This window comes from Jeotgalibaca sp. A122, from assembly GCF_052266715.1.
Classification (GTDB): domain Bacteria; phylum Bacillota; class Bacilli; order Lactobacillales; family Aerococcaceae; genus Jeotgalibaca.
The window spans coordinates 305,598-326,393 of record NZ_JBQPRB010000001.1 but is presented as its reverse complement, the minus strand read 5'-3'; the positions used below and the strand labels follow the sequence as shown (position 1 = coordinate 326,393).

The following is a 20,796-nucleotide window of genomic DNA, read 5'->3' as shown; positions in this document are numbered from 1 at the left end:
TCCTTCCTATTTTCTATTTTAGGTGTTGCTTTTTCCTTTGTATTTACGAGGGGTGAAAAATCAACTTTTTTGTGTCCTCTACTTTCGAATGAGTTGGTATACAACCAAAATCATTTGTTCCTTTAATTAGAATAAGGATTTTTCCCCTTATCTTTATCTAAACCCTTTAGGCTCCAATGCAATCTCTACCAAACGATTGATCAGCTGTTCATAATCATATCCAGCTGCCTTTGCGATAAGAGGAAAATAGGATATCCTTTTACCCAAACCTGGGAATGTGTTCAATTCGATGACATGAGGCCGTCCTTCGCCATCCAAGCGAAGATCAATGCGGGCAAAATCCTGGCAACGAAGAACGCGATACGTCTTTTCGACCATTATTTCTATCTCTTCTTTTAAATCTGGAGAAATATCCGCGGGGATTGCCGAAGTGGCGGTATTACTTAACTTCAAATCATTTGTCAGAAGTTGCGGACCATCTTTATGGAAAATCGTTTCTTTTATCGGCAATATTTCAAGCGTATGATTTCCCATTACTCCAACCGTAAATTCCCGGCCGGGTAAAAACTCTTCAACTAAAAGCACTTGCTGATGCAAGTCCAGCTTTTCCTTAATGATCTTTTGTAATTGTTCCGGTGTATCCACCTTGGAAGAGGCAGTCACACCAATCCCTGAACCTTCATGTTCCGGTTTGACAATCAGCGGATAAACAAAATCCTCGCGAATCTTGTCATTTTCGTCACCAACGAGTTGGAAGCGGGCGGTACGGACATTGTGTGCTGCCAAAATTGATTTGGTGATTTCTTTATGCAGGCCGATAACGTGGGTAGCCAGTCCCGACCCCAGCATGGGGATGCCAGTCATTTCCAGCATGCCCACTATATTTGCTTGCGTACGCTTGTCGGAGACACCTGAACTGAGATTGAAAAGCAGATCGGGCGCAGCGACTTTTTCAAGTTTGCTGAGTAAATGATGGTCTGCTTCAATCTTTGTGACGGTATGTCCCCCGCTTTCCAAAGCGCCGTGGACATCGACAACAGTCTCACCCATTAGTTTGGGTCCATCGGGATTAACATTTGTAATAGCTAAATCCAAATCATCGAACTTTGAATGAATTAAAACGACATGCATATCGATCCCTCCAGTGTACTTTCGTTAAGTCCAGTATAGCATCCGGGAAACCAACTACCCAAAGATAATCCCTTAATCTTTGGGCCGGATAAATACCCATTTTGAGGCATCAGAGTTCGTTTCGTTGTATTGATAGCCCATATCATCAAATCCCTTTACGAAGTCACTATCAGTGATGCGATGGCGCGCAATGAAGTTCACCAACTGGCCACGTCCTTTTTTAGAAATACTGGCGTGTTTTTTCAACTTTCCGTTTTCATCTTTTTCGAAAAAAGAAACCGTCACGATACGATCCTTGGGCGTCGCATAGCGAGTGATGGTCTTTCCGAACTCCTCACTCGCCAAGTTCAAAACAAGCGAACTTTCCTTGGTCAACGACTGATAAATCTTGTCTCCCCAAGCTTTATATAAGCCTTTTGAGGTGAAATCACGGCGATAGTGGCGAATCCCATCCATTGGTTTCACAACACCATATTGCGCGGAAATAACGCGGAGATAATCATCCAGGAAAAGAAAATCATCTTCTGAAAGTCCCTCCCGTAAATAACGAAATTGCAGTCCATTATATAAATGGATGGCTTGGTAACGATTCAGATCTTCCGTTAATTCCTCACCCGTACTAAATTCTTTAGCGAAATCAATAAATTCGGGTAGTCGATTTGAAATGGGTGGTTCTTTGCTCATTTCTTTTGACGGTGAAATAATAATACGCACGTTAAACATCCCTTCTTCTGGAGCGTTTTGAATCAATACGTTATTATATAGTAAAAGAATGAAAGTTAGAAAGGGCGTTTTCGAATTTGTGGCCTTTTGGAAAAAGTTCAAACATAGAAAAATATAATCTGATAAACGAAGAAAATGCGGTATTACCCAACTATGATTTGAGTCAAAGAGAGCTGAGCATAGAATTATATTTCAGCCCGCAACAAGAAGTGTGTATCATCGGAAGATTGGATAACAATTATATATGCTGGTGTTCGTTGACCGAATTAGAAGATAGCGAAACAAATGAAAAAATATTCAACCAACTTGTAAATTATGACTATCGATATGTTTCCCAGGAATATTTGGTACTTGGTGTGGATGAGAGTACCCAAATAAGTACGTGGTATCGCAGTGGAGAACATGAAAAGCATGTAGCTTTTTCTGGTCGTGATTTTATTAATTTTTACAATGAACTCCTGAAAAAAAGTGCTTTTCGCAATAGCGGAGATTTATATATAGATATTTTGCAACATTATCACATCTTGTTATCAGAAACTGAAACGTATGAAGACGTAAAACCGTTAATAGCATTACTGGAAGAAGAAGCTTATTTACGGATTAGCCCTGACGAAAAAGTCAGAAAACTTTACTTGGCGTGCATGGAAAGAGGGCATTGGCTCTACAACCGTTATATGGATCGCGCGAGATGAGAACACTGCTTTTATTTTAAAGCTTGGCATTAAGCCCTGAATGTGCTTTAATGCAATATAAGAACAAAGTGTTTGTGTAAATTTTTTTAAAACAAGGAGATTATAAATGATTAAGATTATGGCAGATTCAACTTGCGACTTGTCACCGACATTCCTGGAGAAATATAAAATCGGTGTTGCCCCTTTGAAGATAAATATGGAAGGGGTTACGTACTTAGATAAAATCGATATTACCGCAGATGAATTTTTTGCCAAATTGCCGAAAATGAAAGAACTGCCTACGACTGCCATGCCTAGTCCGGAAGCCTACTTAAACATTATCGATGAAGCCATGCTTGAAGGGTACACAGAATTTTTGTGTATTTGCATGTCAAGTGGAACAAGTGGTTCATACCAATCCGCTGTATTGGCTAAAGATTTATTTTATGAACGACATCCAGATTCAGCCATTAAATTTCATGTGGTGGATTCTTTGTCAATGAGCCATGGTAGTGGTTGGTTGATTTTGAAAACAGCCCAGTTACTGGAAGAAGGCTATACATTCGAGGAATTGGTAGAGTTTGCTGAAACGCATAAAAAGCGCGTGAAACATTTTTTATGTGTAGAAGATTTGCACAACCTCATTAAAAGCGGCCGTATCTCAAATGCGGGAGCATTCATTGGAAGTCTGCTCCAAGTGAAACCCATCATGTCCATGAAAGGCAGCAAGGGCGCAATTGTAGCGAAGGTAAGAGGAACGAACAAGGCCTTAAAATATTATGTTGATGAGTTTATCAAACGGTATGATCCGGAATTAACGAACTTTATCCTTATCGGCTATTCTTCTGATATTGAGATTGCGAATAAGTTGAAAGAACGTATTGAAACCCAAACAGATTTTAAAGGAGACATCTACATCATGCAAATGGGCGTGGCGGTTGGAACGCACGTTGGTTTAGGTGGCGTTTCGCTGTTCTTTATGGAAAAAGAACAGAATTAATAAATTGAGGAGTAGACGGTAAATGCTTGCTGTTTGCTCCTTTTGTATAATAGTGGTAGATACGATGGTCAGGTTACTGAGTAAAGGAAGGTGAGCGCCTTGTATTTATTATTGAAGCAGAAGCGTTTGTCCGATAAACAGGATTATGATGTGTTTGATGAAGATGGGAGAATGATCTACCGTGTTGAAGAGCAACCGATGAGGTACGGACGTTATCTCACCATCTACGATAGTGAGTCAGGACAGGAACTGGCCGTTTTAAAAGATATAGAAGCAGGCATTTATGAAATTGAGATGGGCCTTTTTGTGGCAGAAGAGCGGGTGCTGAGTGTGAAACAAGCGCGTTTAGGGTACCATGTCACGGTTCCGCTGGCAATCATCGGGAAAGATTGGCGTTTTGACAATCGTGATGATGGCTACCGTTATCATATTGTAAATGGCAATGATGAAGATTTGATCCTCGTAAGACGTGATTATCAGGTGACACATTCTGGCTATGAGCTCTTTATAGCGGATGAAACGTTAAATCCGATTCTGGGGCTCGGTCTTGTTCTGGCCGGGATAGGGATCGATGAGCAGACGAAAGAATGAGAATGAAGCGTATATAAATAAAAAAGTTCTAACTCAAGCAGTTTTTTATGCCTGAGTTGGAACTTTTAGTTTTAGTCGTAGTAAACTTCATCCAAAAACAGCCCTTGCGCGGGAACGGTCATGCCGGCTTCACTACGGATACCACTCGTAAAAACAGCATCGATATCATTCAAAGTCATTCTGCCTGCACCGATTTCCAGTATCGTACCCATCATGATGCGCACCTGGTTATAGAGGAAACCTTCGCCGACAAACGCAAAATGCAATATATTGCCTTCTTTTTGAAGTGTGACAGATTCGATGGTCCGTACCGTTGATTTTTTAGATTTCTTCAAGGAAGAAAATCCAAGGAAATCATGACGTCCCACGAATTTCTGACCTGCCTGATTCATCAAGTCCAAATCCAATTTTTCTGGCACGTGGTAGCTAAAATGCCGTTGGAAAGCTGATGGCACTTCGTTGTTCCACACATGATAGCTGTATTGTTTGCTGACTGCGTGATAGCGAGCGTGGAAGCGTTCGGGCACTTCTTGCATTTCCTTAACCACAATATCGCGCGGAAGGTGACGATTAAGGTGTTCCTGCATCGCCGGTAATGTCATAGTGGAATCCGTTTTGAAATTAGCAACTTGGCCATTGGCATGTGTTCCGGCATCTGTTCGTCCCGATCCCACAATTTCAATTTCGCTATTCGTCATATTTGAAAGAATATTCTCGATTTTACCCTGGATTGTCTTATCCGAATCCCCGAGCCTTTGCCAACCAAGGTAACGCGTCCCATCGTACTCGATGGTCATTTTTATATTTCTCATTTTATTATTCACCATTTCCTGTTTGATTCTTTTCTTATTATACAGAAAATCTATCAATTTGCATCAAACATCCATTCGTGTTATACTATTGGTTCGACATCCCATTACATATGCAAGTGATATGTACGGAACCAAGGCTTTTCTCTATTCTGCAGCTAGAACTGCAGGTATTCGGAACCAAAAATAAGCGAAGTTAAATTTATTTTTGAAGCACGCGTGTGCTTCACCATGTGAATTTCCAAGATTTAGATTTGATAGTGAAAAAGTCGTGTTTCCTACTATAGGAATACCTTTTTCTTTCTTTTAAAAATAAGAAGCGGAAAGGTGCTCATCGGAGTACCTTTTTTATTACGGAAAAAAGGAATTATGAGGAGGTTGAAAGGAGAAGAGCGCACGCATATGGTGTGCTCAAAAAGGAGTAACAATTGAAAAATATCGTCTATACGAACACAGAAAATGTGACGATTGAAATATCTTGGAAAGATTATTTCAAGGAAATCGAATTGCGCCAGCAAGAACGATTGAAGAAACAAAAAATACAACAAGTCACTAAATAATAAAAAATAGAGACATCTTCGTCATGAAGGTGTCTCTATTTTTTTGATGAAATAACGTGTTAAGTAATTGAGTGAAAAACCAAGGGAGAAGCCACCTACCACATCTGATAGATAATGAACGCCCAAGTAAATGCGACTGAAACCAACTGATAACACTACAACAGCTAGTAGGAAGTACGCAACTTTTTTGTGCTGTGAAAGCCGCGTATGACGAACCATGATATAAACCGTCAACGGATAAATCATTGCTGATGCGAAGGAATGCCCACTCGGAAAAGAGTAGGAATTTTCGGATACCATCCGAAATGCTTCATTCGGGCGTTCCCGTTGGAAGAAGTTCTTGAGCATCGGGTTAAGCCAGACATTCCCCGCGATAACCCCACTGGTATAGATAAGCGCGGTCTTCCATTTCTTCAAAATGAGAACAAGGACTAAAATCGTCACTATGATCAAACCCTTGATGAAGTCTATATTGGCAAGCTGCGTCATGGTTCTGAAATAAGTATCAGCTATGACATTCCGCAATTGCACAACCGTCTCTGTTACGTTTTGATCCATTTGGTTGAGTGCTTCAGGAAAGAAAGTGAGCAGAATCCGGATAAGCAAGTAAGGGACCAGTGTCAGTAGGGCTTTTTGGATGTTTTTCATAATAGTCTCCTAAACCAATAAAATTCGATATAATCATCATATAATATTTGAACACAGTAAAGCAACGGAGGAACCTTCATGAGTATCCGTCTTTTCGAAAACAAACATCCAGCGGGGCATGTCGAAGCAAAGCATGCTCACGATTATTATCAATTACTTTATACACTCGACCAATCAGGGGAAATTGCGTTTGATGACGAGCAGTATTCTTTTGAAGATGGCAGCATCGTCTTTTTGCCACCCCAAACTTTTCACGAAGTCCATTCGAAAAAAATGACGACCATCCTCGTGTTAGAATTCGAAGCGCACCATTTAAACCACACAATCGCCAAATTACTGGGAAATGAGCGCTTTGATAAGGCGTTTATTCTGCCATTACAAAAACCGGAAAAAGGCACCGTTCAGAACATCTGGCGGCGTTTGTTAAATGAGACATCAAGTACTGATTGGCTGAGTGAGGTGGCTATTGAAATCGGTTTGGCTGAGTTGTTGTTGGGTCTGGTCAGGTGGGGAGAACCCGATGAAAAAAAGAGAGGGGACCTGAGTCAACAAATCAAGCAGTACATCGAACATAACTACTATAGCATTAACCGCCTGGATGACCTGATTTCCGTCTTTAATTATACCGGCCGGTACCTTACTCAAATTTATAAAGTGGCATTCCATCAGACACCCATGCAGGCTGTCCAGGACAAGCGTATCGAGAAAGCCATTGAACTATTGACGACGACCGATTTGGAAATTATTTCGATTTGCTTCCAGGTCGGCTATGAATCACTGGCTACTTTTTACCGTCAATTTAAAATGAAAACCGGTCAATCACCGAAAAAGTTCCGAAATTGAGAATTTAATCATCGTTCTTAATAAGATATTCCATCAAAATAAGCTTAAACTAACTGGTGAGGAGGGATTGAATGAAGATGTGGCGAAGATGGTCGCTCTTTTTATTGAGTATTTTAACGATGGGGCTTGGGATCAGCATGGTAAGTTTAACCCAACTGGGAACGACCGCCATCACCAGTCCGGCATTTGTCATGAGTTCTCTGACTGGTCTCACTTTTGGTAACTGGACGATTATCTTTAATTTTACTTATATTATGGGACAATTGGTTCTGTTGGGTCGACGTTTTCCAAAGCACCAGTACCTACAAATTATAGTAAGCCTTCTATTGGGTATGGCGATTGATGGTTGGTCAAGTAACTTGAGCTTTATTTCATCGTTGCCTTATTTAGTAAAAATAACGGTCTTGGTTGTAGGCTGTTTTGTAATTGCCTTGAGTACAATTTGGCAGCTGGAGGCAGACATCGTGAATAATCCGGCAGAAGGAATCGTAAAAGCCCTTGCCTCGAAGACTAAGAAGACGTTTGGTAAAGTGAAGGTTTTATTTGACGGAACGCTTGTCGCAGTTGCGGTTATTCTATCATTGGTATTTTTACAACAGTTGATAGGGGTGCGCGAAGGAACGGTTATCAGCGTTCTTCTAATCGGACAGTTTATTACAGCAATTAATAACAGGAGGAATCAGAAGCATGAGAGCCGTTTATATGATGATGGAAAGCCAGTTTGAAGCAGTTTATACACTAGAAACACGTTCGAAAATTGAGGCGTTATTGGGACCTGTAAATTATTACCCAACACTTGAAGCACTAGAGGCTGATAAGGAAGCATTAACAAACGTTGAATTTTTGTTTGGTGGGTGGGGCGTTGCCAGAATGGATGCCGCATTCCTGGATTTATTGCCGAACTTGAAAGTTATTTATTATGCGGCAGGTACCATGAAGAAATTATTGACAGATGAAGTTTGGAAACGTGGCATTCGCGTCACGACTGCGAATACGGCCAATGCCATTCCGGTTGCGGAATATACGCTGGGTATGATTTTATTATCATTAAAAAATACGTGGCAGTTGATTCGCCAGGTTAAAACGGAAAAGACTTTTAAACCAGGTTTGTTTTACCCGGTGACCGGGAACTATCAAGCGACTGTGGGGTTGATCTCATTCAGCCAAGTGGGGCGGATGGTTGTTGAATTATTGAAACCCTATCATTTAAATGTAATTGCGTATGATCCTTATGTGAGTGCGGAAGAAATGGCTAAATACAACGTTGAAAAGGTTGAATTGAATACGTTGTTTGAAAGAGCGAATGTGGCTTCTTTACACGCGCCCTTGCTTGATTCAACAGTCGGCATGATAACGGGGGAGCATATTAAATCATTACCAGAAGCCGCAACGTTTATCAACACAGCGCGTGGTGCGATTGTGAAAGAAGATGAAATGATTGAAGAGCTCCAGGTACGTCCTGATTTGACCGCGATTTTGGATGTGACGCATCCCGAACCACCCGTGAAGGAATCACCCCTTTATACAATGGAAAATGTGATTTTAACACCGCACTTGGCCGGTAGTGCTGGAAACGAACGTGCGCGTCTAGGTGACTGGATGTTGGCAGAGTTGAAAGAATATCTGGCAGACGGTAAGTTGAGTTATGAAATTACCAAGGAATCTTATGAGAAAATGGCCTAGGGAGTGATAAAATGTTGGGACTTTGCTCGGTAACTCTGGGGAAGTACTCGGTAGAAGAAGTCATTGAAATTATCAAGCCAACAAAAATACAATCCATCGAATGGTGGGGCAAGGACCATGTACCGCCGGGAGATCTGGAAAACGCGCGGCGGGTAGGAAATCTGACACGTGAAGCAGGTTTGGTTGTCAGTTCGTATGGCTCTTATTTCCGGTTGTTGGATGGCTTGGATGCATTCAAAGAAGTAGTGGAAACAACCAAAGCGCTTGGAACCGACATGATCCGAATATGGGCTGGGGCTGACGGGTCGGAGGCTGTGGATGAGGAAACGCGCAGACGGATGGTTGCGGAAGCTAAGGAAATTGCCGATTTTGCTTCAAAGAGTGCGATGCAGATTGGAATTGAATATCATCAAAATACGCTGACTGATACACCGGAAAGTGCTTTGGCTTTGATTGAAGCAATCGCAAAAGATAATGTAAGTTTGTATTGGCAGCCAAGTGAAACCTTAAGTGTCGATGAGCGTTTGGCGAGTTTAGATATATTAGCTTCATGGATTAGTAATGTTCATGTATTCAACTGGAAAAACTATATGGAGCGTTATTCTTTGGCAGATGCACAATCAGACTGGCAAAAATATATCGACAAGATTGAAAAAAAACATTCTCAGTCAAGGCACTACCTTTTGGAATTTGTAAAAGATGACGATCCAAAGAACATCGTGCACGATACAAATGCATTATATCAGTTGATAAAAAATATTTAATAAGGAGAAGGGCTTCGAAAGCCCTTCTTTTTTTTTGTATTTAATTTGACTTGTATTACTTTATTTAACTAATTTAGTTTAAAATGGTTGCTTATTTATTTCGAATTTGATATTCTTTGTTTGAACTTATCAACTGATAAAATTTTAAGGAGAGTGGGGTTTAAGGTGTGGATTCGGAAAAAATTACAACTCGGCAACTCATTTTAAATATCGCCTCGGATTTGTTCATGGATAAAGGTTTTCAAGCCACTTCAACACGGATGATAGCCGATTTGGCCGGTATTACCCAACCGAATTTGTATTATCATTTTAAAACCAAAGAAGCCATCTATATTGCCGTTTTGGAAGATTTGTCAGCCGAAGTTAAGCAAAAGATGGAAGAAATTGTAAGTGAACACAACCAATCCTTAGAACATAAGTTAACTGAGATTGTTAATTTTTTAAGGGAAAGACATCCTGTCAATCTTTTTATCATGCAGCATGATATTGAAAATGAAATGTCAAAAGAGAATCACTTACTTTTATATCAATTGTGGCGGCAGTCATACTTGCAACCGTTAATTGAATTATTCAGTAATTATGTAGGAGACGAGTCACCCTTTAATTCGTTTGAATTAGCGTTACATTTTTACGGGACAATTTCTCCTTATATTCAAAAAGACAAAAGATTCCATGAATCGCTTAGAACTGAGCAATTAGTACATCTATTCGTCTATGGAATTTTAGATAGAGATGAAACTTAAAATTTAAGGAGGAACTTAAAGTGGAAAAATTGTATAAAGAAGTACTAACTGCGTTGCAAGCGGAAAACAAAGAACAAGCTGTCATGATTTCTATTAACGCGCTTCAAGCGGGTGAAGTAACAATTCCGGAGCTTTATGAAGTGATTTTGGCTCCAGCATTGGTAAGCGTCATTGATGAATATCCAAAAGACGAGGAACTAATTTGGCGAGAGCACGTGCGAAGTGGGATTATTCGAACCATTATCGAATCTGCTTACCCCTTTATATTAGACCAAAGAAAAAAAGTGAGACGTAGAAAAGGAAACGTCGTTGTGATGTGTCCAGAATTCGAGGATCATGAATTAGGCGCAAAAATGGTTGCCGATTTCTTCAAGCTCGAAGGCTATGAACCAACTTTTATTGGAGCCAGAACCCCAGAAAAAACAATTTTCAAAGCGATTGAAATCGTAAAACCTGATTACATTACGATCAGTGTAACGAATTACTATAACTTGGTTTCAGTGAAAAAAATGATTGAAAATATTAAAGCCCAATTTGGTAATGATTTTATATTTATCGTTGGGGGCAATGCTTTTAAATCAAATCCTGAAGCGTATAAAATGGTGGGCGCAGATATGTTAATAAATAGTTATGACGATATTAAAAATCTAGATAAGGCGGTTGATTAATAATGAAGCTGGCATTTAATATAGCAACAAGGTTTCTGAAGTCCAGCATGGGACAAACAATCTTGATTGTAATTGGGATTACGATTGGGGTTGCGGTACAAATTTTCATCGGATCGCTTATTGATGGTTTGCAAGTTTCCTTGGTGGACCGTACGATTGGTAGTTCCTCTCAAGTGACAATAGCGAACGAAAATAATGAAAATTACTTTAGTGACAACGAGGATTTAATGAATGAACTTAACAAAGAAGAGCGTTTAACAGCTGTTTCTAAAGCTTTCGATGCTTCTGGATTTGTTATTGATGAGGAAGACAGCTTCCCTGTTTTGATGAGAGGTTTCGAATTTGAAGCTGCAAATGATATTTATAAATTTACAGATAAATTAGTTGAAGGTGACATGCCTAAATCAGAAGGCGAAGTATTGATTGGTACAGAACTTTCTGAAAAAGTCGCTATCCAAGTTGGTGATGTTATCGAATTTGGCCTTCCTGCTGGTGGGGTTGAAGAAGTTGAAGTTGTCGGGATTTTTGATTTAGGTGTTGCAAGTTTGAATGAATCCTGGATGGTAACAGAACTTGAAACAGCCCAAACCTTGTTTGATGAAGAAGGAAATATTTCTTCTATTGAAATGCAAGTGGAAGAGGTGTTTGAAGCAGACGTTATCGCTGGTGATATCCAGTCAGATGCTGAAAGCTACGAATTGGAAGTTACCAACTGGAAAGATGAAAATGAGCAACTATTGGCAGGGCTATCCGGACAATCGATTTCCAGCTACATGATTCAAGTCTTTGTACTGGTTGCCGTTCTGTTGGGAATTGCCTCCGTATTGGCAGTATCAGTGGTTCAAAAATCGAAACAACTGGGTATTTTGAAAGCGATGGGAATTAAGGATAAGACCGCCAGTCAAATTTTCTTGATTCAAGGTTTCTTATTGGGAACGATCGGTGGTGTAGCCGGAACGGGTCTAGGCGTTGGTTTGATGTATGGATTTTCAACGTTTGTCAAAAATCCAGATGGGACGTCATTGGTACCGTTCTTCCTGGATTGGCAATTTATCGGTATGTCAGTAGTGATTGCTATCTTCGCTTCAACTCTGGCGGCATTTATTCCAGCTAAGAGTTCTTCAAGACTGGATCCAATGGAGGTAATCAAGAATGGGTAAAATTTTACAATTAAAAGACATTAATAAAATTTATGGAGATAAAGTTAAGAACCAAGTTTTGCATAACGTAAACCTGGACTTTGACGAATCCAGCTTTAATGCCATCATCGGAGAATCCGGTAGTGGAAAGTCCACACTGATGAATATCATCGGGACGTTGGACAGAGCAACGAGCGGTGAAGTCATTATAGATGGAAAAAACATTTCCGGTATGAAGAAAAACCAACTGGCTGCTTTGCGTAATGAAACAATCGGTTTTATCTTCCAATTCCATTATCTTTTGCCGGAATTTACGGTACTTGAAAATGTCTTGATGCCTTATAAAATCAAGCACGGTAAAGTAACCAAAGAAGCCATGGAACGGGCGAATGAATTGCTTGATATCGTGGGCTTGACTAAAGTCCGCGATAACAAATCAACAGATATCTCAGGTGGTCAGCAACAACGTGGTGCCATTGCCCGCAGTTTGATCAACAATCCAAGAATCATTCTGGGCGACGAACCAACCGGTAACTTGGATTCTGAAACAACACAAACAGTCTTCAAACTTTTGAAAGAAATCAACCGTGAATACAAATCAACATTCATCCTGATTACGCACGACCAAAGAGTTGCGCAACAAGCGGACCGTATTATTGAAATCAAAGACGGTCGCGTGAATATGGATATTTCAAACGTTTAACTGGTAAAAAAGTCCCCGCTTTCTCTATTCGAAAAGAGAAAACGGGGACTTTTATATTTTTATTATTTGCTAGGGACGACGATTAAGTTTTGTCATTTGAGTTAATCGTCGTGATTTTCCAAAAAAGCGACGATTAGAAAATGAGCGATAAGATAACAGGCGTAAAATCGCTAATTTGCGACGGTTAACCATATTCTATACAACTAATCGTCGTTTTTACTTCCATATGGCTACTGCGCAGTATAACCGCCATCGATTGTCAATGTGTTGCCAGTCATGAACGACGAGTCATCGCAAGCCAGGAATAGAGCCGCCTTGGCCATTTCTTCGGCGGTTCCCAAACGTTTCATCGGAATAGTCGCGGCCAAAGTAGCTTTCATTACCTCGGGGACACCTAATCCGGGCGTATTGGTGTAGCCAGGGCATAAGGCATTCACACGAATGTGACGATCCGCAAATTCAAGAGCGAGGGCACGAGTCAAATTGATAACACCGCCTTTTGCCGCACTCAGGGCCGCCAGTTTGACGCCCCCAATTATTCCCCGAATGGCAGCGGTGTTAACAATGACGCCACCCTTATTTTTTAACATGTCCTTGATGGCCAGTTGTGAATAGAGGAAATAGGCATCCAAATCAACTTCAACCGTCCGGCGGTATTCGGCATATGTTGTTTCTTCAGTTGGTTTGGCATAACCGATGCCGGCATTGTTAAACAGTACTTTGACGGGACCAAATTTTTCTTTGGCTACTTTGAAAACATTTTGGGCCTGCTCCTCATTGGTGACGTCCGCTTGAATAAAAATGACGGGATAGCCTTTTGATGCCAATTTCTGTTCAAACTTTTTACCTTTTTCATCATTCTGATCAACTAAAACGAGCTTGGCACCTTCTTGCCCGAACAACTCGGCAGTAGCGGCACCGATGCCGGAAACACCTCCCGTAATGATGATCACCTTATCTTGTAGTTTTCCCACGACAGTTCCTCCTTATTGTCAAGAATGAAGCTAGTCATCCATCTTTGGCAAAGGTTTAACGGCGGGGCCATTCAACACTTCCCCGGAATAACTGAAACGGGAACCATGACAGGGACAGTCCCAAGAACGTTCAGCATCGTTCCAGCTGAGTCCACAACCCAAATGGGTACATGTCGTTTTGACCAAATGGAGCTCCCCTTGTTTATCCCGATAACCGCCGACTTTTTTACCATCAACTGTGACGAGACCACCTTCATCAAGACCTAAATCGTCTGGCATCAAATCGGGTCGTTTTGCTTTAGAAACGATGAAATCTTTACCAACGGCTATATTTTTTTTAGCAAATTGCTGAATGTCTTTGGGTTTGTGTTTTGACCTTGTTGGGTCGAAGAGTGTCTCATAGTCATTCTGTTTCCCGATAACGCGGTCTGCCAACAATTGCCCGGCAAGTGCGCCGGCTGCCATTCCCCATTTGTTAAATCCGGTGGCAACCAAAATGTCAGACGAATCATTTGTCATCTGGCCGATATAAGGCATTTTATCCGTTGTTGTCATATCTTGTGCGGACCAATGATACGCAACTTCTTGTAAATCGAAATGATTGCGACCAAATTTTTCTAAGTTTCGATAGTGCTCCTGCGTATCGGTTTTACTTTTCCCTGTTTGATGCCCGTCCCCACCAATCAACAGGAACGAAGAACCATCCGTGTCAGTGATTGAGCGCAACGAACGAGTCGGGGAGTCGACACTGATGTACATGCCATCCGGAATCGCACCGTTGACTCTGGCCGCAATACCATAAGAACGAGAAATAGAGAGCTTAGTAAAATAAAAACCATCAAAGTCGTTAAACGGAAAATGAGAAGCCACGACCACTTTTTCGCAAACAAGGGTTTTACCGTTTTCCATTTCGATATGTGTTTTATCTTTTATATTTACTGCACGGGTTTGCTCGTGGATTGTTCCACCGTATTTGATAATTTCGTCAAGGAGTGGGGCCAGAAATTTAACGGGATGGAATTGGGCTTGGTACGGCATCGTGAGTGCAGCCACTGTTTCAAATGGTAGTTCCGGCAATTGCCCCATCGAAAAACGCCCTGGGATTTCCAAAGCTTGGTACGCCCGCACTTCTTTCCTGATTTGCTTCTCGCCATCTTCAGATGTGGCAAAGACGACTGCTTTTTTCTTCTCGAAATTACAGTCGATAGCAAGTTCATGGGCAATCTTTTCGATAAGCTGAAGACCGTCAATATTTGCATTGTAGTATTGTTTTGCTTTTTCTTTTCCAAAAGTTTGCAGGAGTTCAGCGTAGATTAAAGCGTGTTGTGCAGTTATTTTTGCGGTGGTATTGCCGGTAACGCCAGAGAGGATTTCGCGAGCTTCGACCAGAGCAACATTTTTTCCTGATTTTGCCAGTAAGTAGGCTGTGATGATGCCGACTATGCCACCGCCGATAACGGCGATTTCAGTTGTACCATCGGCTACCATTTGTGGGTAGTGGGGAACGGGATGCGTGCGCCAATAGGATTCAGGGAAATGAGCGAGATGCGTTTCAGTTTCGTTATACGTCATAACATACTCCTCCTTACCTTATTTACTTGAATTATAGCACCACCGCTTAAAGGAACAAAAAGAAAGCTAAGGTGGTAGGGTGTACTTAGCCGTGTCATTTAGTCTTAGAATTTCTAATATCCATAATTATCTGATATTATAAACGTAGCAGAATTCGAGTGATGGAACTGATAAGGAGGTAAAAGCAAATGGAAGTAAGTTTAATAAAAGCTTTTTCGGACAACTATATCTGGGTGATTGAAGAGGGAGAGGACATTGCTGTAGTGGATCCAGGCGAAGCGAACGGCGTATTGTCATATCTTGAGGAGAACAAATCCAACTTAGTGGCCATTCTCTTGACTCATAACCACGATGACCATATTGGCGGTGTTCGTGAAATTCTTGAAAAATATCCGGATGTTCCAGTTTACGGACCAACTGAAACAGATTCACTGGCTACTCAAATTGTCCAAGAAGGGGATACATTTGAATTGTTTGGTGAAACAGTTGAAGTTTTCAAGACAGCGGGGCATACAGAAGAACACATCAGTTTTCTGATGGGTGACATATTATTTTGCGGAGATGCACTGTTTTCGGGAGGCTGCGGCCGCGTCTTTACAGGGGATTACGAAGCACAATACGAGGCTTTACAGAAATTCAAAGGTTTGAACGATAACGTGAAAGTCTATGCGGGACATGAATATACCCAAACGAACCTGCGATTCGCCATGTCCGAAACGCCATCCAATCCTGATATTTTGACGGCGCTCCACGAGGTCAATGATAAGCGGGCTATTGAAATGCCAACCTTGCCATCCACGATCGGCAAGGAAAAATTGATTAATCTCTTTTTGAATGCAGACACATTGGAAGATTTTATTGAATTACGTAAAGCCCGGGATAATTTTTAAAAATATAGTCACCTCAAAGTCTAGATTCACTTTGGGGTGACTTTTTTTGCTATAACGATAAACAAAACACCCATGCATGTCAGCAATTCAACAATCGTCATCGCAAGCCAAATGCCATTTATCCCTATGGCCTTACTCATTATCATGACAACGGGGTAGACAAGTACTAAACCACGTAAAGCAGAAACAACCATTGATTTTTTACCTTGATTCATGGCCGCCAAATAAAAAGTGATTGTAAAGTTAATACCGGTAAACAGGAATGAAAGAAAGTACAGTCGCACCGCCGGTATTGCCAATTGGGTTAACTGCAAATTGTTCTCGCCATTGAAAATGCGGACAATAATATCCGGCACTAAAAAGCCGAGAATCACAAAAAATAATCCAATCAGGAAAGATGTCAATAAACCAAGCTTCAATACTTTTTGTACAGCGACATCATTTCCTTTTCCGTGATAAATGCTGATGAGTGGCTGGAAACCTTGCCCGATGCCCGTGAAAATGGATACTGCTATGATATTCATATTGGCAACAATGCTATAGGCAGAAACACCAATATCACCAGCCATCTTCAATAAGATCAAATTGAAAATGAGCATGACAAATGCAGAAGAAAACTCATTCAAAAATGACGAAAAACCAATGCGTAAAGTAGAAATAAGACGGGTACTTTCAAATTTAATTGCTTGAAAAGCCAATGTTCGACGTCCATATTTAAAATGCAGACTGCAAATCAACAGACTCACAGCAGGTGAAAATATAGTGGCAATGGCGGCACCGGTTAAACCCCAACCAAATGGATAAATAAAAATATAATCAAAAATGATATTTATGATGCCACCGCAAATCATTCCCATCATCGCTAATCGTGGATTGTAATCGTTCCGGATAAACGAAATAATGACATTATTTAAAATGAAAAAGGGTATGAACAGCGTTAATACCAAATAATAGTCATAAGCCATCTCAAATAGGCCCCCAGAAGCCCCTAAAAATGACAGAATTTGACGAGCAAATAACTGGCAAATGATTGTAAATAAAACCGCAAGTACACCAGCTGTGATAACCGTTTGGGTAAAGTGAGCGTTAGCCGCTTTTTGTTGCCCCTGGCTTTTCGTGATTGAAAACTGTGTAGCACCACCGATGCCAAACATCCAGCCCAAACCATTGATAATATTGACTAGTGGTAGGACTATATTCAAAGCAGCTAACCCTTGGGCTCCAACCCCATTTGCGATGAAATACGTATCGGCCAAAATAAACAACGATTGACCAACCATACTTAGAACACTAAATGAAACAAATTGAAAAAAATCTCGACGAATTCTCAGCATATTTAAAACTCCTTATTCCAGTATAAAAAAAGAGTACCATCCTTGTTTGCTTCAAAGGCCTACGCAAACAAAAACAGTACTCTTAATATTTTCCGGCGAAAATATAACTTATTTTTTCAAATACTCTAACATATTAATCCAGTTCGTTCAAACCAATACGATACAATTGATCATCCGCAGTGCTTGGCATACCACGACCGTCGCGGTTATTTGTTATAAAATACAAAAATCCATCTTCCACGAAAACATCACGAATCCGTCCGAATTCAGTTAAATGGGCAGCGGCATCTTCTCTTTCTAGATCAAAAACAAACACTGCATTTCCACGCAATCCCGCAACATACAGCCGCTTTTCGTCGGTCGCCATTCCAGACGGGGCCCATGTTTCAGAAAAACCTGATGTAAAAAGGGGCGAAACCATTTGCGTTTGTTCTTCTTTTCCTTCGATAACGGGCCAACCATAGTTTTCACCCGGGTTGATGCGGTTAATTTCGTCATTCGCACTATTACCATGTTCACTCGCGTACATCGTCCCATCCGCTAACCACACCATCCCTTGCGGATTGCGATGACCATAACTATAAATGTAGGAATTGGAAAAAGGGTTATCATCTGGAATCGTTCCATCTTGATTCATACGTAAAATCTTACCGGCCAACGAATCCAACTTTTGAGCTAAATCAGGACTGGTGGCATCCCCCGTTGTCGCATATAACTTCCCATCCGGACCGATTTTCAAACGTCCGCCATGGTGGAAAGAACCGCTCGGAATGTTATCCAGCAATACTTGTTCCTCCTCCCAAACGCCATCATCTAATTTCAAAATAACGATCCGATTGGTTGGGCCAGTTTCGCCTTCATATGTGTAGTAGGCAAAGGCCTGTTTTGTTTCTTCAAATTCTGGAGCCAATACAAATCCCATCAAACCAGCCTCAGCCGCGATGGAGAGCGTTTTATTCAGTTGGACTTCTTGTCGTACGACTATGTCATTTTCAATTTCGACAATATGCCCCTCACGCTCGGTGATGTAAAAAATATCTCCATGCTTTTCGATCGACCAAGGAATCATCAACCCTTCCGCAATGACGGTTAATGCTGTATCTAGCTCTTCTTCAATGACGCTTTCTTCGGAAACAACACTCTCGCTTGACTCAATCACGGATTCTTCCATCGGTTCTTCAGCAGTTGTACACCCCACTAAACTTGTGGCTAGGAGACACGTAATAATTAACCTTGGCTTCATGGAAAGTCCTCCTCGTGATATTCTTATTACTTTCAGTTTATAGGAAACCAAGTAAAACCAGAAATGATTAACGCTATCAAATAGAGTTGCTTGAACAAAAACATTTAGAGGATTATGATTATATAAAGTAGAAAATGTTCTCAATGAGTGATATAGGGGTGATGAGATGATTAACTTTATGAGAAGGGTCCCGGCAGGAACGTTTTTGATTCCCATGATCGTTTCAATGGTGATTTATTCTTTTTGGCCGGACTTGTTTAAAATTGGGGGGCCGACTGAGGCGTTTTTCTCCAGTTCAGGGACGAACTACATTATTGGTTTATTGGTTTTTGCTTCCGGGACAACGGTAGATTTACACAAAATTGGAAAACTATTGAAACACCAAGGCGCTCTTGTTGTATTTAAAATAGGGCTTTCCGTTATTTATTCATTTGCATTTTTATACTTTTTCGGCTTGGAAGGTATTTGGGGTATATCTGGGTTAGGGTTTGTGGCGGTCATTATGTCGATTAACCCGGCAATCAATTTATCGATCACAGACACATATGGTGATAAAGACGATGCGGCCATTTATCCGTTTGCGGTTATTCCATCGCTCCCGGCAATTCCTTTAATCATTATGAGTGTTTATATCTCTGGCGGGCTAGGGGATGTCGATTGGACACCCGTTATTTCCGTATTCCTGCCATTAATTATTGGGATTGTTTTCGGTAACCTCGATAAGGAAATGGGTAAAATTTTCGGGTCAGCGATGCCAGCTTCATTAATATTGTTAGGATGGTTGCTAGGACAAAATATGAATATGTTCGAAGCGATTGAATCAGGCGTTTCTGGTGTGATTGTGACAATCATTTTCATGATCCTGACGATGCCGATTATGGATTTTTTCGAAACAAAAGTACTTCACTACGAAGGTTACTCCGGAATCGCATTGAGTACTGTAGCGGGTGTTACCACTGCCGTACCCGCTATCGTAGCAGTTGCGTTGCCACAAGTAAGGGAATATACAGTCTCTGCAACGGCACAAATACTAACGGCGACAATCATTACAAACGTCTTGGCACCAATTATTATTAGAAAATTGTATGGGAAAAGACATCACTGAAAGAAGAACGCTGAAATTATCTTATTGTTAGATAATTTCAGCGTCTTTTTGTATTATAATATAATTATAAACGGAGGTGTTGGTTTGAAAAAAATTGGAATTTTGCTAGTATCATTAATTGTTTTCTCTGCATGTACATCCACGGATAGTGTGACTGAGTCAATTCAGGCTGTTAAGAAAGCTTCAGAAAAAACACATTTACTTGAAAATGGGGCCTACACGAATACAGTCAAACAAACGATGCAAGATATGAGTGTAGAAAATATCGTCGACGGTATATTTATCAAGAAAAATAAAAATTATGATTGGTATATGAAATTAATTTTGAGCTTAGATGGAGATACTGCCAATCATACCGTGAGTGAAGTTGTACAGATTGACAGCATCCAAAAAAGTCGTTTTAGCCTAGTGGATGAAGACGAACTGGGAGGATGGGCCATCACTTCTGAGGAAAGCAAGGAAGACCCACCTAATCTCTTCTTTCATGCAGAATCACTCCCTTCGAAAAAGTACGTCGAAAAATTGGAAGTATCTGAAGATGAGTACGGTATGCTTTATACGTTTATCATGAACAATGCTTATGGAGACGTATTGACAAAAGAAGGAGTTACCCAGGCTGAGAAAGCTCTGAAAGAGGCGAAACAGAGTAAAGATACCGCCGATAGCATCACGATATTGGAGGAAAACATCGCCCGCGTCGCAGCCATCAATTATGATAATATCACCCTGTCATTTATTATTGACGAGGAAGGAGTCCTTGTTTCTCATCAAACCACGATGGATATGCTGACAAATTCAAATGGGGATGAAATGGAAACCACTACTTCAATGGGTACAAGCATCACAGATTATAACAACTCGGAAATTGAAGAACAGATTCCTCACCCGTAAAAACGTATTCATGTGAAATTTTTATCGATAAAGCCAAATTGGAAGGGTTATCCACATTTTTTGCCATTGTGATTTTTAAAACAAACATATAAAATGGATATACTGAATAAT

The 20,796-nt window shown here is 40.7% G+C and carries 23 protein-coding genes; 15 read left to right on the top strand and 8 right to left on the bottom strand.

The window, feature by feature from the left end; translation table 11 throughout:
* Window positions 1–153: 153 nt before the first annotated feature.
* Window positions 154–1,131, bottom strand: coding sequence for a D-alanine--D-alanine ligase family protein (locus tag ACTU7M_RS01560; RefSeq protein ID WP_443472614.1), 978 nt, complete (start codon window positions 1,129–1,131; stop codon window positions 154–156).
* Window positions 1,132–1,203: 72 nt separating this feature from the next.
* Window positions 1,204–1,845 carry a YaaA family protein gene (locus tag ACTU7M_RS01555; RefSeq protein WP_443472613.1) on the bottom strand — a complete coding sequence of 214 codons (642 nt, stop codon included), beginning with the start codon at window positions 1,843–1,845 and terminating at the stop codon, window positions 1,204–1,206.
* 86 nt (window positions 1,846–1,931) lie between these two features.
* On the opposite strand from ACTU7M_RS01555, the gene ACTU7M_RS01550 reads away from it, so the two are divergent.
* The 3 genes from ACTU7M_RS01550 to ACTU7M_RS01540 all read left to right on the top strand — a co-directional run bounded on the left by ACTU7M_RS01550 (window position 1,932) and on the right by ACTU7M_RS01540 (window position 4,116).
* The gene (locus ACTU7M_RS01550) at window positions 1,932–2,546 is read left to right on the top strand and encodes a hypothetical protein (protein WP_443472612.1); all 615 of its coding nucleotides are present in this window, start codon (window positions 1,932–1,934) and stop codon (window positions 2,544–2,546) included.
* Between the two features lie 106 nt (window positions 2,547–2,652).
* A complete protein-coding gene (locus ACTU7M_RS01545; RefSeq protein ID WP_443472611.1) occupies window positions 2,653–3,525 on the top strand; it encodes a DegV family protein in 873 nt (290 codons plus the stop codon).
* Between the two features lie 99 nt (window positions 3,526–3,624).
* Window positions 3,625–4,116, top strand: a complete 492-nt coding sequence (locus tag ACTU7M_RS01540; RefSeq protein ID WP_443472610.1) for a hypothetical protein — start codon at window positions 3,625–3,627, stop codon at window positions 4,114–4,116.
* A 71-nt stretch (window positions 4,117–4,187) separates the two neighbouring features.
* Here the strand turns inward: ACTU7M_RS01540 and truA are convergent, their stop codons facing one another.
* A complete protein-coding gene (gene truA / locus ACTU7M_RS01535; protein ID WP_443472609.1) occupies window positions 4,188–4,928 on the bottom strand; it encodes a tRNA pseudouridine(38-40) synthase TruA in 741 nt (246 codons plus the stop codon).
* Window positions 4,929–5,353: 425 nt separating this feature from the next.
* On the opposite strand from truA, the gene ACTU7M_RS01530 reads away from it, so the two are divergent.
* Window positions 5,354–5,485, top strand: coding sequence for a hypothetical protein (locus ACTU7M_RS01530; RefSeq protein ID WP_443472608.1), 132 nt, complete (start codon window positions 5,354–5,356; stop codon window positions 5,483–5,485).
* Between the two features lie 21 nt (window positions 5,486–5,506).
* On the opposite strand, the gene ACTU7M_RS01525 is transcribed toward ACTU7M_RS01530, so the two are convergent.
* Window positions 5,507–6,133 (bottom strand): phosphatase PAP2 family protein, encoded by a 627-nt coding sequence (locus tag ACTU7M_RS01525; RefSeq protein ID WP_443472607.1) that lies wholly within the window; start codon window positions 6,131–6,133, stop codon window positions 5,507–5,509.
* A 78-nt stretch (window positions 6,134–6,211) separates the two neighbouring features.
* Between ACTU7M_RS01525 and ACTU7M_RS01520 the strand changes: the two genes are divergently transcribed.
* The 8 genes from ACTU7M_RS01520 (at window position 6,212) to ACTU7M_RS01485 (ending at window position 12,676) form a co-directional block, all read left to right on the top strand.
* Entirely contained in the window at window positions 6,212–6,976 is a 765-nt protein-coding gene (locus ACTU7M_RS01520) for a helix-turn-helix domain-containing protein (RefSeq protein ID WP_443472606.1), read from the top strand.
* Between the two features lie 71 nt (window positions 6,977–7,047).
* A complete protein-coding gene (locus ACTU7M_RS01515) occupies window positions 7,048–7,701 on the top strand; it encodes a YczE/YyaS/YitT family protein (RefSeq protein WP_443472605.1) in 654 nt (217 codons plus the stop codon).
* Complete coding sequence (locus ACTU7M_RS01510; RefSeq protein ID WP_443472604.1) at window positions 7,664–8,659, top strand: hydroxyacid dehydrogenase; 996 nt, start codon at window positions 7,664–7,666, stop codon at window positions 8,657–8,659. Before ACTU7M_RS01515 ends, ACTU7M_RS01510 begins: the two co-directional genes overlap by 38 nt.
* Before the next feature lie 11 nt (window positions 8,660–8,670).
* A complete protein-coding gene (locus tag ACTU7M_RS01505; protein WP_443472603.1) occupies window positions 8,671–9,423 on the top strand; it encodes a sugar phosphate isomerase/epimerase family protein in 753 nt (250 codons plus the stop codon).
* A 167-nt stretch (window positions 9,424–9,590) separates the two neighbouring features.
* Window positions 9,591–10,166, top strand: a complete 576-nt coding sequence (locus tag ACTU7M_RS01500; RefSeq protein WP_443472602.1) for a TetR/AcrR family transcriptional regulator — start codon at window positions 9,591–9,593, stop codon at window positions 10,164–10,166.
* A gap of 20 nt (window positions 10,167–10,186) precedes the next feature.
* Complete coding sequence (locus tag ACTU7M_RS01495; protein ID WP_443472601.1) at window positions 10,187–10,834, top strand: cobalamin B12-binding domain-containing protein; 648 nt, start codon at window positions 10,187–10,189, stop codon at window positions 10,832–10,834.
* Between the two features lie 2 nt (window positions 10,835–10,836).
* Window positions 10,837–11,994, top strand: coding sequence for an ABC transporter permease (locus ACTU7M_RS01490; RefSeq protein WP_443472600.1), 1,158 nt, complete (start codon window positions 10,837–10,839; stop codon window positions 11,992–11,994).
* A complete protein-coding gene (locus ACTU7M_RS01485) occupies window positions 11,987–12,676 on the top strand; it encodes an ABC transporter ATP-binding protein (protein WP_443472599.1) in 690 nt (229 codons plus the stop codon). Before ACTU7M_RS01490 ends, ACTU7M_RS01485 begins: the two co-directional genes overlap by 8 nt.
* Window positions 12,677–12,906: 230 nt before the next feature.
* Here ACTU7M_RS01485 and ACTU7M_RS01480 read toward each other — a convergent pair whose 3' ends face one another.
* Entirely contained in the window at window positions 12,907–13,650 is a 744-nt protein-coding gene (locus tag ACTU7M_RS01480; RefSeq protein WP_443472598.1) for an SDR family NAD(P)-dependent oxidoreductase, read from the bottom strand.
* A gap of 30 nt (window positions 13,651–13,680) precedes the next feature.
* The gene (locus ACTU7M_RS01475; RefSeq protein WP_443472597.1) at window positions 13,681–15,222 is read right to left on the bottom strand and encodes an FAD-dependent oxidoreductase; all 1,542 of its coding nucleotides are present in this window, start codon (window positions 15,220–15,222) and stop codon (window positions 13,681–13,683) included.
* Between the two features lie 188 nt (window positions 15,223–15,410).
* On the opposite strand from ACTU7M_RS01475, the gene gloB reads away from it, so the two are divergent.
* A complete protein-coding gene (gene gloB, locus ACTU7M_RS01470; RefSeq protein WP_443472596.1) occupies window positions 15,411–16,112 on the top strand; it encodes a hydroxyacylglutathione hydrolase in 702 nt (233 codons plus the stop codon).
* A gap of 26 nt (window positions 16,113–16,138) precedes the next feature.
* Here the strand turns inward: gloB and ACTU7M_RS01465 are convergent, their stop codons facing one another.
* On the bottom strand, window positions 16,139–17,446 hold the full coding sequence (locus ACTU7M_RS01465) for an MATE family efflux transporter (RefSeq protein ID WP_443472595.1): 1,308 nt from the start codon (window positions 17,444–17,446) through the stop codon (window positions 16,139–16,141).
* A 133-nt stretch (window positions 17,447–17,579) separates the two neighbouring features.
* Window positions 17,580–18,689 (bottom strand): PQQ-dependent sugar dehydrogenase, encoded by a 1,110-nt coding sequence (locus tag ACTU7M_RS01460; protein WP_443472594.1) that lies wholly within the window; start codon window positions 18,687–18,689, stop codon window positions 17,580–17,582.
* Window positions 18,690–18,855: 166 nt separating this feature from the next.
* On the opposite strand from ACTU7M_RS01460, the gene ACTU7M_RS01455 reads away from it, so the two are divergent.
* Together ACTU7M_RS01455 and ACTU7M_RS01450 are read left to right on the top strand one after the other, a co-directional pair.
* A complete protein-coding gene (locus ACTU7M_RS01455) occupies window positions 18,856–19,794 on the top strand; it encodes a 2-keto-3-deoxygluconate permease (RefSeq protein ID WP_443472593.1) in 939 nt (312 codons plus the stop codon).
* An 84-nt stretch (window positions 19,795–19,878) separates the two neighbouring features.
* Window positions 19,879–20,685 (top strand): hypothetical protein, encoded by an 807-nt coding sequence (locus ACTU7M_RS01450; RefSeq protein ID WP_443472592.1) that lies wholly within the window; start codon window positions 19,879–19,881, stop codon window positions 20,683–20,685.
* Window positions 20,686–20,796 lie beyond the last annotated feature (111 nt).

What these genes read in the sequence shown, in the direction of transcription:
- ACTU7M_RS01520 (WP_443472606.1), top strand. Translation starts at nt 6,212, where the DNA reads ATGAGTATCCGTCTTTTCGAAAACAAACATCCAGCGGGGCATGTCGAA.
- ACTU7M_RS01455 (WP_443472593.1), top strand. Translation starts at nt 18,856, where the DNA reads ATGATTAACTTTATGAGAAGGGTCCCGGCAGGAACGTTTTTGATTCCC.
- ACTU7M_RS01525 (WP_443472607.1), bottom strand. Translation starts at nt 6,133, where the DNA reads ATGAAAAACATCCAAAAAGCCCTACTGACACTGGTCCCTTACTTGCTT.
- truA (WP_443472609.1), bottom strand. Translation starts at nt 4,928, where the DNA reads ATGAGAAATATAAAAATGACCATCGAGTACGATGGGACGCGTTACCTT.
- ACTU7M_RS01560 (WP_443472614.1), bottom strand. Translation starts at nt 1,131, where the DNA reads ATGCATGTCGTTTTAATTCATTCAAAGTTCGATGATTTGGATTTAGCT.
- ACTU7M_RS01465 (WP_443472595.1), bottom strand. Translation starts at nt 17,446, where the DNA reads ATGCTGAGAATTCGTCGAGATTTTTTTCAATTTGTTTCATTTAGTGTT.
- ACTU7M_RS01505 (WP_443472603.1), top strand. Translation starts at nt 8,671, where the DNA reads ATGTTGGGACTTTGCTCGGTAACTCTGGGGAAGTACTCGGTAGAAGAA.
- gloB (WP_443472596.1), top strand. Translation starts at nt 15,411, where the DNA reads ATGGAAGTAAGTTTAATAAAAGCTTTTTCGGACAACTATATCTGGGTG.
- ACTU7M_RS01490 (WP_443472600.1), top strand. Translation starts at nt 10,837, where the DNA reads ATGAAGCTGGCATTTAATATAGCAACAAGGTTTCTGAAGTCCAGCATG.
- ACTU7M_RS01485 (WP_443472599.1), top strand. Translation starts at nt 11,987, where the DNA reads ATGGGTAAAATTTTACAATTAAAAGACATTAATAAAATTTATGGAGAT.
- ACTU7M_RS01515 (WP_443472605.1), top strand. Translation starts at nt 7,048, where the DNA reads ATGAAGATGTGGCGAAGATGGTCGCTCTTTTTATTGAGTATTTTAACG.
- ACTU7M_RS01460 (WP_443472594.1), bottom strand. Translation starts at nt 18,689, where the DNA reads ATGAAGCCAAGGTTAATTATTACGTGTCTCCTAGCCACAAGTTTAGTG.
- ACTU7M_RS01510 (WP_443472604.1), top strand. Translation starts at nt 7,664, where the DNA reads ATGAGAGCCGTTTATATGATGATGGAAAGCCAGTTTGAAGCAGTTTAT.
- ACTU7M_RS01475 (WP_443472597.1), bottom strand. Translation starts at nt 15,222, where the DNA reads ATGACGTATAACGAAACTGAAACGCATCTCGCTCATTTCCCTGAATCC.
- ACTU7M_RS01545 (WP_443472611.1), top strand. Translation starts at nt 2,653, where the DNA reads ATGATTAAGATTATGGCAGATTCAACTTGCGACTTGTCACCGACATTC.